9 protein-coding genes are annotated in these 14,252 nt (G+C 64.7%); 1 reads left to right on the forward strand and 8 read right to left on the reverse strand.

What is annotated here, in order from left to right; all coding sequences use genetic code 11:
- Window positions 1-7 precede the first annotated feature (7 nt).
- Window positions 8-1,594 (reverse strand): MDR family MFS transporter, encoded by a 1,587-nt coding sequence (locus tag V9F06_11295; GenBank protein ID MEI2618187.1) that lies wholly within the window; start codon window positions 1,592-1,594, stop codon window positions 8-10.
- 130 nt (window positions 1,595-1,724) lie between these two features.
- On the opposite strand from V9F06_11295, the gene V9F06_11300 reads away from it, so the two are divergent.
- Window positions 1,725-2,720: a hypothetical protein gene (locus tag V9F06_11300; protein MEI2618188.1), complete on the forward strand. Its 996-nt coding sequence runs from the start codon at window positions 1,725-1,727 to the stop codon at window positions 2,718-2,720.
- A gap of 520 nt (window positions 2,721-3,240) precedes the next feature.
- Here V9F06_11300 and V9F06_11305 read toward each other — a convergent pair.
- The 7 genes from V9F06_11305 to V9F06_11335 all read right to left on the reverse strand — a co-directional run bounded on the left by V9F06_11305 (window position 3,241) and on the right by V9F06_11335 (window position 14,126).
- Window positions 3,241-3,453 (reverse strand): heavy-metal-associated domain-containing protein, encoded by a 213-nt coding sequence (locus V9F06_11305; GenBank protein ID MEI2618189.1) that lies wholly within the window; start codon window positions 3,451-3,453, stop codon window positions 3,241-3,243.
- 524 nt (window positions 3,454-3,977) lie between these two features.
- Window positions 3,978-4,814 carry an ABC transporter ATP-binding protein gene (locus tag V9F06_11310; protein MEI2618190.1) on the reverse strand — a complete coding sequence of 279 codons (837 nt, stop codon included), beginning with the start codon at window positions 4,812-4,814 and terminating at the stop codon, window positions 3,978-3,980.
- A complete protein-coding gene (locus tag V9F06_11315) occupies window positions 4,811-5,770 on the reverse strand; it encodes an ABC transporter ATP-binding protein (GenBank protein ID MEI2618191.1) in 960 nt (319 codons plus the stop codon). The genes V9F06_11310 and V9F06_11315 overlap by 4 nt, the downstream gene beginning before the upstream one ends.
- Window positions 5,767-8,619, reverse strand: coding sequence for an FtsX-like permease family protein (locus tag V9F06_11320; GenBank protein MEI2618192.1), 2,853 nt, complete (start codon window positions 8,617-8,619; stop codon window positions 5,767-5,769). The genes V9F06_11315 and V9F06_11320 overlap by 4 nt, the downstream gene beginning before the upstream one ends.
- A 3-nt stretch (window positions 8,620-8,622) precedes the next feature.
- Entirely contained in the window at window positions 8,623-11,937 is a 3,315-nt protein-coding gene (locus V9F06_11325) for an FtsX-like permease family protein (GenBank protein MEI2618193.1), read from the reverse strand.
- Between the two features lie 147 nt (window positions 11,938-12,084).
- The gene (locus V9F06_11330) at window positions 12,085-13,347 is read right to left on the reverse strand and encodes an ABC transporter ATP-binding protein (protein MEI2618194.1); all 1,263 of its coding nucleotides are present in this window, start codon (window positions 13,345-13,347) and stop codon (window positions 12,085-12,087) included.
- Entirely contained in the window at window positions 13,347-14,126 is a 780-nt protein-coding gene (locus tag V9F06_11335; protein ID MEI2618195.1) for an ABC transporter permease, read from the reverse strand. Before V9F06_11335 ends, V9F06_11330 begins: the two co-directional genes overlap by 1 nt.
- Window positions 14,127-14,252: the final 126 nt, after the last annotated feature.

Below are 14,252 nucleotides of genomic sequence, written 5' to 3' on the forward strand. Positions count from 1 at the left end.
GGCTGGTCTAGCGAGACGTCGGCCGCGTTTGCGCGCCCGACGGCATCGTGGCCTCCGCGTCGTCTGCCTTGCGAGCACGGTCTGCCCCCATACCGCCGTCGGCCCCCTGTAGTTCCTCGACAGATCCCCGTGGGAAGAAGAGCACGGTAATCACGGCGGCCACAACTGCCAGGCCCAGCATCGTCATAAAGACGATGTGCAGCGATGACGAGAGCGCAGTGGTCAGCTGGTGGAGAATGTCCGGTGTGAGGCTGGCGCGCACTTTCGCGTCGAGCAGCGCGTTCGCGCCTTGCATCGAGCCATCCATGCCGCTGAGGCGCGACGTGAGTTGCGCCGTCAGGAGCGTGCCCAGCACCGCAACGCCGATCGCGCCGCCGATCGTTCGAGAGAACTGCACGAGGGCAGTTGCAACACCACGCTGGCCCCAGCCGACGGAGTTCTGAACAGCGATCAACATCGCGGTTGACGAAAGACCCATGCCAATACCGACGAGTCCGGAGCCGACGGCGGCCGGCCATCGGCCAGTGTCGGGGGAGACCAGCAGCAACGAGACGCTACCGGCGACTGCGGATAGCGTCCCAGCAACGACCGAAAGGCGATAGCCGGCGCGCGTAATGATCTGACCCGAGACAACCGAGGCTGCCGACCAGCCGATCGAGAATGGCGCGATTGTCAGGCCGGCATCAATCGGCGTGCCTCCCAGGACACCCTGAATGTAGAGTGGCACGAACGACGAAATGCCAAACATCACGCCACCGATCAGCGTGCCCGCGCTGGTCACGACCGCCATGATCGGCGAGCGGAACATCCCCATCGGCATCATCGGACTAGGGAAGTGGTTCTCGTGATAGATGAACGCCGCCACGAGGAGGGCGGACAGAACGATCATCCCGCCTGTCCGCGGGCCGAGCCACGAAGCACCCTCGCCAATTTCGAGCAGAGCGAAGAGGAATGCGGTGATCCCGGCTGTCAGCAGGATCGCGCCGAGATAGTCGATCCGGCTGCGCTCTCCGGTCCGCGTCTCGTGGAGCGAACGCCACATCAGCGTTACCGACACGATGCCGAACGGCAGATTGAGGTAGAAGATCCAGCGCCAGTCGATGACCTGCACGATCAGGCCACCGAGCGTCGGGCCGGCAACCGCAGAAGCGCCCCAGACAGCCGAAAAGAGGCCGGCCATCTTGGCCCGTTCTTCGACCGAGAACAGATCGCCCAGGATCGTGAAGGTCACCGGCACGATCCCGCCCGCGCCGAGCCCCTGTATCGCGCGGAAGGCGACGAGTTGCTCCATACTCTGAGCAATGCCGCACAGCGCCGAGCCGAGGACAAACAGCGCAGCGCTGACGACGAACAGCGGCTTCCGACCATACATGTCGCTGAGGCGGCCGTAGAGTGGGACAGTGGTCGTCGAGGTCAGCAGGTAGGCGGAGAACACCCACGAATAGAGCGATAGGCCGCCGAGTTGGCCAATGATGGTCGGCATCGCCGGACCGACAATGCTCGAATCGAGCGCGGACAGAAAGGTTCCCGCCATTGCCGCGATAATGACAAGTCGCCGGTTGGTCAGTCGCTCTCCAGTCAGAATACTGGACATAATCACCCCTCAACGTGTTGATGGTCGGGCGCTCGAGCCGACCGAAGGTTGGCCCGGTTCGAAAAGCCGCGCTATTGTAGCAGCGGGATTCGACCGCGCTGGGGACAGGAATGAAACAGGATACGGCCAGATGACGAATCAAGCACACGGGGCGGAGCCACGGTCGGTCGACCTGATCCACGATCTGATCGCACGAAAGCTGATCGATCGCGCGGTTCTGCTGGGAGAGGCACGGTGGCCGGGTTCGGGACCGCTCATCCGACTTGCGGCGGCATGGCCGGAACTATCTCCCGAGGAGCGGACAACTCGGCTGGCTTCAGGTGCGCCAGGTACCGCCGGGGAACTGCAGTCGCTGGCCGGCCTGCAACCAGACCTGGCCCGAATGATGGTCGAGATGGAACAGTGGCGAGGCGCCGGCGCCACATCGGAGGCCGTGGCGACCGGGCCAGAACCGGCAGCTCCCGAAGAAGGCGAGGGACTCCCGGCGATCGAGTCGCCGAGCGGCACGCGCGCCGAGGCCGCGGACGCGCCTCGGCCGATCGCAGCTCACGCCATGCACGCGACTCTGGCTGACGTGGCAGTGGGGGAGCGGATGATCGCTGACAACTCGCGCATGATCGCCGATGAGCGAGCCATCGCAGAGGCCGCGGCGATGCTCGAACGAGTTCACCTGCGCGTGCAGCGATCGATCGAGGAGGCGACGAGGCTCGGCATGCCCGCACCGGCGCAACCGGAACCAGAGACCGGGGTGGTGGAGCGCGAGGGCGTCGACGCTCTGCTTGCCGACACGATGACACGCACCGTGACGACAGGGGTATCCAGAGCGAAGCTCCCTGAGCTGCGCCGCACAGCGGAGGCGTTCGGGCTGGAGTACGTGGAGCTGGACGCCGACCGGCTGTCGCGTGGCGAGCTCTACGGGCGGCTGGTCCGCTCGGGCTCTACGGTCAGGGCAACGGCTGGTCTGTTTCCCGCGGCGGTCGTTCGACCCGGAATGGTGGCGTTTATCGGACGGTTGTTGCCGCGTCTATCCGAGCGGCTCGCGGGGGGGTACTGCGATATTCCGGGCACGAACGCTACCGTCCGCGTCCACCCGGGTTGCCGGATCATCGTCCTGGATCGCGACTGAGCGCCGGGGCTGAGATAGCAGGACGCGGGAGCGACCAGCCCCCGCGTCGTCATCGTCTAATATGGGATGGATTATCTGGGTTCTACCCGGCGACGTAGGAACGTCGCTCTATCATGCCGGACTGGCCGGCCATCCTCCCATTCCAGCAATCAGATCTGTCGTCTGATTACTGTGTGATTATGCTGTGCCTGGCCGAGGCCGAACGGGTTGGGTCTGTCTTACGGAAGCGGTTGTTCAGGCGCCCGGCCTGTGGTCATCTTCGAGGAGTGGGCAGCGTACCCAGAGGGCAATTCCACTGCCGGCTATGCCGAGGCGTCGCGTCACCTGCACTCCTCCTTCCTGTCGCGGTAGCAATCAGGATCAATAACGCGAGTGTAGTACCTTCCGCCAGAAAACGCAATCCCCATTCGCGACATCCGCGGCTTGCGCAATATGGATCCGCACGCGCGTCGTCGCGAAACAGCGCCGGCCGGAGCGTGCTGCCCCGGCCGGCGAAGAGATCTCTGAATAGCAGTGGAGGCTAGCTCGGGGAAGCGACCTCGTAGCCCGCCTCGGACAGCCCGGCGACGAGCACCGCGTCGGTTACAGCGTCGCTGGCCCGGACGGTGACGACCTTGGTGGGAATATCGACGCTGACCTGCTCGACTCCGTCGATCTGGGTCAGTTCGCTGGTGATCGCGCGAACGCAATGCTCGCAGCTAACATCTGGGACGATGAACGTCTTCTCTACCATCTTGCCTCCTCGACATGATCACAACTTATACCCCGGTGGGGTATCTGCTTGTATTCTAGCATATGGGGATTCCGATGTGTCAAGCGGTTCGTCGGGCATACTCTGATCGTCCTCGCCGGGGACGGAGTGGCCGGCGGATCCCCGCTTCGCGGGCAGCGCACGGCGCTGCGCAGTCGGTCATTGACGGCGCAGGAACGCGCTGCTGTCCTGTGAGCGACATCTCCGCACCTGGGATGCATCGCATCTGCGGCGTCTCGTGGGGCGACTATCGAAATCGGAGATCCGGAACCGATGAGACAGCGTGGGACTGGCGAGCTCAATCTGGCGCTTGGGTGTGGTTTCGCGGTGGCGCTGGTGGTGGCGATTGCCCTGATCGCCTATCTGTGGACGCTATGACCGTGCGGGGGGCTTGGTCCTGGCGCGCCAACGCCGAGCGACAACTTCGACGAATTGCCAACTGAACCGTTCGCACCCGGGGCAGAATAGCCCGGCCGCTTGCCAGAGAACAGGTTCATGTGGCTGTCTCAATCATCGGAGCGGGCGAGGTCGGATGTGACGACACCGTCACCGAGGGTGATGACACGATCGGCGAGGTCGATCAGGACCGGGTCGTGGGTCGCGACGAGGGCAGTGACCCCTTCGCTGCGAACAAGCGCGCGAATCAGCGTCATGATGGTGCGGCCGGTTTGCGAGTCGAGCTGGCCGGTCGGCTCGTCGGCGATGAGAATCTCGGGAGAGTTCGCCAATGCTCGGGCGATCGCAACACGCTGCTGCTCACCGCCGGACAGCTCGTGCGGACGATGGCGGGCGCGGTCGCCGAGACCGACAAGCTCGAGAAGAACGCGAACGCGCTCCTCGCGCCGGGAGATCTGCGCCTGGGCGAGCCGAAGCGGCACCTCGACATTTTCGGCGGCTGTGAGAATCGGGATGAGACCGAACGCCTGGAAGATGAAACCGATCCGATGACGTCGTAGCTCGATGAGCTCATTCTCCGGCAGCTCGGAGATAACCATGCCGTCGATCGACGCGAGACCCGAGCTCGGGCGATCGAGACCTCCGATAATGTTGAGGAGCGTGGTCTTGCCTGAACCCGACCGCCCCTGGATTGCGACAAGCTCGCCACGTCCAACGGTCAGATCAACTCCTCGGAGCGCGTGCACCACAGAGTCACCCATCGGATAGTCGCGGGTCACACCCTCGACCCGGATGACGGGTTGGAGCACGTCGACACCCGCGCCGCGGCGACGCTCGGAGGACTGATGCCGCTCCGTGGAAGAACGCTCTTCGGCCGGGGTGACGAACGGCGACTGACTACTCGTGCGCTGCGTCGGCGGGCGCCAGCGTTCGTTCGGGTCGCTCACGAGCGGTCCTCCTGTTCGGCATGCGGACGATCCGGCCAGACACCGATGTGATCAGACTCCAGCTCAAGACGAACCCGGCGCTCCATCTCGAGCGTATCGACATAATCTCGGGGAAGCTGTAGCCGGCCGGCGCGGTCGAGGACGGCATATTCCTCGGCGATCACATGATGCTGACCTTCTTCGCCGACTTCAATGCGGCGGAGCGTCTCGCTGCTGGTGCGGCCATCGCGGATGGCGACCGTGCGGTTGACCTGCGTCGAGACGAGAGGGTCGTGGGTCACGACGACGACTGTGACACCGAGATGGACGCTGGCCGAGCGAAGAACCTCGAAGATCTGGTGAGATGTCGCGGTGTCCAGCTCGCCGGTCGGCTCGTCGGCGAGCAGCACCTCCGGGGCGTTCGCGAGCGCGACGGCAATGGCGACACGCTGTTGCTCGCCGCCAGAGAGCCGGTCCGGACGATGGCTGGCACGATCGGCGAGGCCGACGAGCGTCAGCAGCTCGGCAGAACGTTCGCGTCGGAGGGCCGAGGGCATGCCATCGAGAATCATCGGCAGCTCGACGTTTTCCTGTGCCGTGAGGTAGGGGAGGAGATTGCGGGCTGTTTGCTGCCAGACAAAGCCGATAACCTGACGTCGGTAGCGCGTGCGCTCGGTCTGGTCCATGTTCAGCAGGTCATATCCGGCGACAATGGCGCGGCCGGCCGAGGGGACGTCGAGACCGCCAAGGATGTTCAGCAACGTCGACTTGCCGCTGCCCGACGCGCCGACGATGGCAATCAGCTCACCGGGCGCGACCAGCAGGTCGAGTCCCTGAAGCGCAACGACCTCCAGCTCGGCGACCTTGTAGATCTTGACCAGATTGTCGCAGATGATCTGCGAACCACTGCCGAACTGCGGTCGCTCGGCGCGAGCCGCGCGCTCTGCCAGGGAACGAAAGTCGAGCGTGTCGGTCACTGATCCCCCAATCTGAGCACTTCGCCAAGGCTGATCTTACGCGCGAAGCGGGTGGTAAGTAGCACCGCCACGGCGGTGACGACGATGACGACGATCAGCAGCAGGACCACGGCGCCCCAGCTCACGTGAAGCTCCACTGGCAGGCCGGGGCCGGTGAATTCGATGAGGTTGAGGCCCGGGCTGATCAGCCAGGTCGAGGCGAGCCCAAGGATGACTCCTGCGGCGACACCGACGACGATGCCCGGCCCCTGCTCGACGGCGGTGAGGCCGAGTGATTGCCGGCTGGACAGGCCGAGCGTCCGGAGATAGGCCTGGTCGCGAGCGCGAGCCTTGCCGCGCAGGAGCATCGCAAAGGCGACAGCGACGCCAGCGTAGAGTGCCGTCACGATCAGGCCGAGGCGAAACCCAGTGGCAACCCCGGCGATGAGCGGGGCATCGTGGACCGCGTCGTAGGTTGCGGCGCGAGAGGTGAGATTTGCAGATTGCGACTGCTGTTCGAGGGTGTCTCGCAAGGTCTCGTCGATCGAGCGTGGGCCGCGGACGAACATATCGGTGTTGCGCACCGGGCGATCTGGATTGATTGCCGCGACGCTGGGCAACGGCGCAACGACGAAATCGCGATCGATCGGCAGCCCTGCGAAGCGTTCGCGAACTTCGACGACAACAAAGGTCGTTTCGCGGCTGAACAGGCTCATGCCGAACGTGTCACCGGGAGCCATTGTGCCGTTGCCGGCTTTCGTCGAGATGATCGCGGGGATCGGGTTCGTCGGCTGGCCGATATCGGCGCCGATCTGCTCACGCATCATGTCGATGGGCATGTGGGCGTCGGCTGGCGTACCGGCGGTGACCTCCTGAAGTCGGGCAGGCTCGACGAGCATCAGCTGGGCGATGCCGGAGCCGGGGACGCGGCCGGAGAAGAGCGCATCAGGGATGATGGAGGCGCGAGCAACTGCCTCAACCCCCGAGGCGGCCGTTGGATCGACGCCACGATAGAGATAGCCCGACAGGCCCGAAGTGATTCGATAGTCGGCTCCGACCTGCTGCCATGATGAGGCGACCTGTCCGCGGTCGATCGTCGTCGTCAGAACGAGCGCAAATGTGGAGACCGCGAGGGCGAGCAGAAGGACGAGCACCGGCAAGCTGGTATCACCAGGCTGGCGACTCGCGCGACGGAAGCCGAGGACCGGGACGAGGTCGCGGCGAAGGCTGCTGAGCCAGGAAAGGAGACGCGCGGGAATCGCGTACAGTCGAATAGTTAGCAAACCGACAGCGAGGCCGAGAAGGATCGGGACAGCGGCCAGGTATGGGTCCATCGACGAGATTGCGCCGGTCGCCGACCCACCCGCGATTCCGCGACGGCGTAAGAGGTAAACGCCGGCAAGCGCGAGTGCAACGATGAGCGCCTCAAGGACGACGCGACGGGGAGTGATCCGCACGACGACGAGGTCATCCTGCTCCAGATCGCCAAGAGGCCGGCGCACGAGCCGAGACTGCGTATAGACCAGTAGCGAAACCATGACGACGGCGACGCTCGCCGCAGCAATGCCGGACCAGATACCGGCGCGCCCCCCTGCGAGGACAGCGGCGGCGAGATAGCCAAGCCCGGCGGGGGGAACGCTGACGAGGAATCCCTCGACGACCTGCGCGCCAAGGAGCTGGCGGGCGGAGGCGCCGCGGCCCCGAATCAGCCGCAATGCGTCCCGGCGACGATCGGCAGCGATACCCGCAACAAGCGCCAGGACCGCGACGGCAACGCCGATCAGGCCAACTGTTATCAGCGAGAGCACGGCCTGGGTGAGATTCCGTTGGCTGAGATAGTCACGAAGGATACGGGAGAGGCCGGTCGAGACGCCGATCTTGGTCGGATCGGCGAACACGGACCCGTATTGCGCGTCGAGCTTGCGAAGGTCGGCGGCGAGCTGATCGAACTGGCCGGCGTCGAGGCGGGCCGGATCGACGAAGTACCGCCAGGTGTATTGAAACGGAAGCGCATGTTGCGCCGGATCGGCGAGCAACGGGTAGGCGTCGGGAGCGAATAGCGCAGTGGCATAGATCTGGACGGTATTGCCGTCGTCGTACTCAATCGCGCGATCGAGCCGAGTGTCACTCAGCCAGTATTCCTCGGTGACATCGTTCAGCTGAATCAGCCCGACAACGCGGATAGCGATCGGCCGGAGCTGGTTGTAGGGCGAACGACGGACGACCGGGTCGTCTCGAGCAGGCTGGAGAACCAGGGTATCCCCGAGGGTGACGGCGATCTGGCGCGCCGTCTCGGGTGAGATGGCGATCTCGAACACCTGGGCATCGACGGGTTGGTCGTTGAACTGGGTCGGGACGGTTTCGTCGACGGCTTGCGGCATACGGCCATCTACGAGCGTGATGTGCTGATCGATGTCCTGCTGATAGCGCAGGGTGACAAAGCGTGGGAAGGGGAAGACCGGTTGGCCGGGCGTGTCGGCAACAGCGAAGCGGACGGTATCGACAACGAACGACGATGGGCTGGTGATGCGCTGGATCGACGGCGCCAGGCTCGCGCGAAACTCGTCGCCGGCCGCCGACACCGGCGCAAACACATCGGTTGATGGGCCAGGGGTGATCGAGCTGACCTGGCGGGCAACGACGTTGCGCGTGAGCGGCGAGGCGTGGTCGATGGCCCAGACGAGGCCGTTGTCGGCCATGCGGTTGAACACTCGTGGGATAGCGGAGAAGACGAGGCTCGTCAACAGAACCGCGATCAGGACGACAAAGACCAGCTCGCGTTCGAATCGAAGACGCCGCAGTACTGCCTTGACGACATCGAGAGACAGCGGGGCAGTGGCGCCTCTGGTTGGGAGGTCGGCGCGCGCCATCGACTACTCCTCACCCAATCGCAGCAAGCCGCCGAGACCAATCCGCCGTAGGAGCAATCCGAGAACGGTTACGACGACAGCCAACAGCCCGACAACGGCCAGCTCGAGCAGAATGATCCAGCTCCACGGAATGACCACGATGATCCCTGGCACGATCTCACTTGCCGACTGAGTCAGCGTCACAAACGGGAGGATCAGCCAGGCGAGCCCGAGGCCCAGGATCGTTCCGCCGATGACACTGATCATCACCAATAGCCCATTTTCCAGCGAGAGCCAGCCACTGAGCTGCCGGGGGGAGAGGCCGAGGGCGCGGAGCAACGCAAACTCGGTCAGACGTTCGTGGGCAGAAACGGCGGCGCTGACAACGAACCCGACCGTCGCAAACAGAATTGCCGCGATGAACCCCACCGATAGCGCGCCGATGATGCCGAGGGCAACGGGGTCGGTCTGCAACGTCGTGGTGCGCTGGTCGCGGGATTGCAGCTTCCAGGTAAAGAACGGAGATGCATCGACGACACCAACGACAGCGCCGGACGAGCCCGGGCGGGTGGATAGCCACCACTCTTCGATGCCCGGTAGAAGGCCACCGTCCAGATAGGAGAGCGCCTGATAGGTCGGGAGGTCGACGATCAGAGCGGCGCGGTCGGCAGCAGTGGTCGGGAACGCATCGACGATTCCGGCAATAGTGACCTCCCGGCGCGTGCCGGCCAACTCGATCTGGACCGTGTCGCCAAGATGCGCCTCGGTCGCGGTAAGGAAGGCCGTGCTAACAACAACTGGGACGCCGGCCGGGGCGGAGGCCGCTCCGGGTCGGAACGAATAAACGAGCGGCAGCATGATGTTGCGCTCGACCGCGCCGGTGGCAATACGGGCGTCAACGCCCGGCTGGCTACCGGGCTCGATCGACGCCGCGACCGACAGACCGTTGAGGCGGCCCTGCGAAAAGACCCAGTCGCCGGGCGAACCGAGCCCGGCCGGAGACCACTCGTCGCCATCCAGCGACGGACTTGCCTCGATCGACTGAATCACGACCTCGCCCGTCCGCGCCGCGCCGCGCGGGACGATGGTCCGCACGTCGAAACTGACAACTGAGAGTGGCGCGGTCGGGGACGCGACTCGGCCATCCAGAAGTGGGTGGGCAAGTGACGCAGTCACCACCGTCGGCGTATCGCCTGGCGCGAGACTGCCGACATCGACGCGGTAGAGGGTCCCAGTTCCATCACGGAGGATGAGGGTGAGTGAAAAGGGAGGATCCTTGACCGGGTCAGCGGTCGCCGCCAGCGGATCGAGTCGGACCAGCACGGCGACCCGCACACGCTGGACATCGCCAGGCAGCGCAAGGGCCGGCAAGTCGGGCCGGCCGGCGACGAGCGATTGCATCAGCGCGGGGAATGTCGCCGCCGACAGATCGGGGCGGAACGCAACGACGGACGGGGCGATCGCAGCATCCAGCGCAATGATCTGACCCGTTCCAGCCGAACGGGACACAGACGCGATGTCGCGGACGACCGGCATTGCATGCTCGACTCCGTCGACCTGCGCATAGCCCGAGGCCAGGTTCCACTGCGGGATGGCGGTGCCGGTGCGTTGGTCAGGGGTGAGGCGAAGGTCCGCGCCAACTTGGAAGGCCGCCTGATCGACCTGTGAGCGACGCCACGTCTCGGTGTACGAGACGGCGAAGAGGCCGATCGTGAGAGCAAGGATGAGGAGGAGCGCGGCCCGCGCGTAGCGCAACGGCCGGCGGGAAACCTGCCAGGCCCCAAGCGAGGCGATCAGGCCACGGGTGCGCTTGACGCCACGATCGAGGGCGCGCGCGCCGAGCGGGACGAGGCGCAGCGCGGCGATGGAGCCCGCAAGCATGCCGAGGGCCGGAGCAGCGACGAGAAACGGGTCGAGCCCGAGCCGGCCCTGTACGGTCTCGGTGATCGGGGCGCCGTAGCGGCGTAGCTGCCAGTAGCCAAGGACTCCCACGAGCAAGAGGGCAAGGTCGATGCTGGCACGCTGGGCAACGCCACGCGTGCCTTCGCGGCCGGCGCTGGACCGGGCCTCGACGAATGTGCGAGCGGTGAGCGTCGCGGGCACGACGAGGGCGACGACGCAGGCTGTGGCCGCCAACCCAGCGAGGATGAATGCGGACGTGGTCAGGCGCGGATCGAGGCGAAGATGGATCGCGGTGAGCGGGCCGGCGACATTGAGCAGACGAAGGGACGCTGCGGCAATGAACGGCCCGGCCACCGCCGCCGGGACCGCCAGCAGCAGCCCCTCCATCAGGGCCATCGTCGCGACCTGCCCGTTGCTGGCGCCACGAGAGCGAAGCAGCGCAGTCTCGACCCGCCGTTGCTCGACCAGCAGGCTAGCGGTGAGCACGAGCGCATAGCCTGCCAGGATCGCGAGCTGGATCGTGAGAATCATGACTCCGGAGCGGGTGACAAGGAGGGACCGCTCGGCACGGCGGAGGATGTTGCCAAGGTCAGTCTCGACCACGACACGATTGCTGACACCGAGGTCGGACTCAAGACTGCGCTGTAGGCCCTCGACGTTGCGACGAAGACCGACGATCTCATCGACCTGCAGGTTCTCGACGATGGGGTACACGCGCCAGATCACCTCCGAGGAGGAGGGAGTGACCGCCGGAGAGAAGAACGTGGCAGGAGTAACGACGAACGGCCCGTAGGTGGTGAACGACTGGCCGGCATCGACTCCGACGAGTGTCAGCTGGTCGTCCCACCAGTAGGGATCGGTTGTGTCGTTGTTGTGGTAGAGACCGACGACGCGCACGGTCGTCACCACGCCTGCATCGCGACGGTTGGAGAGCGTGACCTCGTTGCCGACGGAAAGGCCGAGAAGCCGGCCGGCCTCGTCGGACAGAACTGCCTCGATGGGGTTGGACGTCGTTTGTGGCCAGCGTCCATCAACCATGGTGGCGTGGTTCTCGATGCCGTCGAAGAAGCTGAAGACGGCGAGGTCGCGGACATCCTGCTGGTTGGGCAAGGCGTAGGAATCGGAAACGCCGGTGCGCGCGATCGGGCCGCCTGTGGCCGCAAACGCGCCACTGCCGACGCGAACGACTGCATCGTCAAAGCGCTGCAGGTCGTCGGGGACGATCCGGGCGCTGATCTGCACGTTGGCCGCGGCGACCGGGGCATCGTGAAGCGTGCGATGAAGCCCACTGAGGCTCACTGCCGCCGCATAGATCGGCCCGGAGGAGAGCAGCGTAGTGGCGAGGGTAATGATGAGCAGCGCCGCCGCGAGGATTAGCCAATCCGCGCGCCCACGCTTCAGGATGACGCGCCAGGCGGCGGCGAAGATCGAAAGCATGCCTCTCCTGTCAACCGGTGCGTCACGAACTGCCAGAAGCCATCAGACAGGGCCAGGCATGACGCACACCCGGGACGAGCAAACGATGTTGCCGGACGATGCTAACAGAAGATTCGGAGACCGCCAGCCCCAACCGGGGAGTCGGGGCTAGTGACGGCCCACCTGGCCGGCAGTGAGATTGGCGGCATCTGGCGATGGAGTCGTCTCCCACGACCAGTGGTGGTCGAGACGAAGGAGGCCCCGGCCTGTGTAATCGCCAGGGACAACCCTGGCTTGAGTCTCGCGACGATCCATCACCTCGCGGCCGTCTCGCTGGAGATCGAGCAGCGTCGCGACCAGACGAACCGAAGCTGTCGTAAGGGGAAGCGCGCGGATTACGAGCTCGGCGACGCGGGTATCCGGCAGGTCGGACGCGCGCTGGCTGGCTTGCTGGGCATACGGCAAGTCCGACGGCAGATCGACACTTGCGCCGAACAGGTGGATGCCGGCGTCGTCGATCAGGTCGAGCTGAAGACCGAGGCCGGCCGCGCCGCCGCCATTCGGGATGCGCAGCAGCACTTCGACGCGCAGATCCTCTCCGGAGAGCACTTCGTCACAGGGAAACCCGAGGCGGTCGACGGGACGGACGCGGAGGAGGCTGACACGTGGCTCGGTCTCGTGGAGAAGGCGCTGGTAGTGATCGACGATATCCTCGGCGGGTCCGACATCCAGGAGTTGGCCGGCCGACAGCAGGGCAGCGCGGTCGCAGAACGCGCGGACCGCGTTCGCGTCGTGGGAGACGAAGAGAATCGTTGTCCCGCCCGCCTTGAGCTCGTCGAGAGCGCGGTAGCACTTCTGCTGGAAGTTCTGGTCGCCAACAGCAAGCACTTCATCGATGACGAGGATCTCGGGCTCCATGTGGACGGCAATGCCAAAGCCAAGTCGGGCATACATGCCCGACGAGTAGTGTTTCACCGGGGTGTCGATGAAGCGCTCCAGCTCGGCGAATTTGACAATCTGGTCGAAGCGGCGCGCCATCTCCTTACGGCTGAACCCATAGAGGCTGCCATTGAGGAAGACGTTGTCGCGACCGCTCAGCTCCGGGTGAAAGCCCGCGCCGAGCTCGAGCATGGCGTATGAACGGCCATTCACGCGGACGCTGCCGCTGGACGGCTCGAGAATGCGGGTGACGAGCTTGAGGAGGGTGCTCTTGCCAGCGCCGTTGCGACCGACGAGACCAAACGTCTCCCCACGACGCACAGCGAACGTCACGTCGCGTAGCGCCCAGAACTCCTCGGCAGCACCACGCGGGCGAACGAGGCCAACGAACCAGTCCTGGAACGATGCGCGGCGCTCATGGTGCAGGACGAAGCGACGGGAGACATCGCGAAACTCGATTGCCGGATAGTCGGGCTGATTGAGCACGGCCATCAGAGGCGTTCTCCCAGCTGTCGGCTGACCCGGTTGAACAGCAGATAGCCGACGACAACCATCACCAGCGCCGTCACAAACGTGCGGGCCATGAAGAAAGGATCCGGAACGCCACCATAGTACAGGACGGTGTGAAGCTCGGCGATGATCGAGGCCATCGGGTTCACTCGATACATCAACGAGACATAATTCGGAGCGACATCTTCAACGCTATAGAAAATTGGCGTCATGAAGAACCAGGCCAACAATCCGACCTCGACGAGGACAGTGGTGTCGCGGAAGTAGATGTGGACGGCTGAGAGGATCAGCACCGCGCCGATGAGGAACGTCATCTGGACGAGGATGATGACCGGAACGTAGAGGATCCATGGGGTGAAGTCCATCCCGGCAACCAGCATGGCAACCAGGATGACCGGCAGGGCAAGGATGTAGTTGGCCATGTTGGAGGCGACGACGGAGATCGGCAGGAGGATGCGCGGGAAATAGACCTTGTTGATCAACGAGGCGTTATCCACCAGCGAGGTCGTGCCGGCCGCAATACTCGTGGATGTCCAGTTCCAGGAAAGCAGGCCGATCAGCACGAAGACAGGGAAATGCGGGATGGTCTCGCCGAGCAGCTTGGTGAAGACAAAGGTGAACACCATCATCATCAGCAGCGGGTTGAGGAGTGACCAGAAGAAGCCAAGCATGGACGACTTGTAGCGGACCTTGAGGTCCTTGGCGACAAGGTTGCCGATGAGGCTTCGGTAGCGGATGATCTCGGCTGTCTGCGATACCATGCTCTGTCGTCCATTCCATTGCAGCCGATGCTACCGCGACGTTGCAGTATGGCCCAGCGGCAGGACGCGCGCCAACCTTCTCGTGGAGGTGGGGACGCGGAACCCGCGCGTGTTATCCTCCGGCGT

The organism is Thermomicrobiales bacterium (genome assembly GCA_037045155.1).
Classification (GTDB): domain Bacteria; phylum Chloroflexota; class Chloroflexia; order Thermomicrobiales; family CFX8; genus JAMLIA01.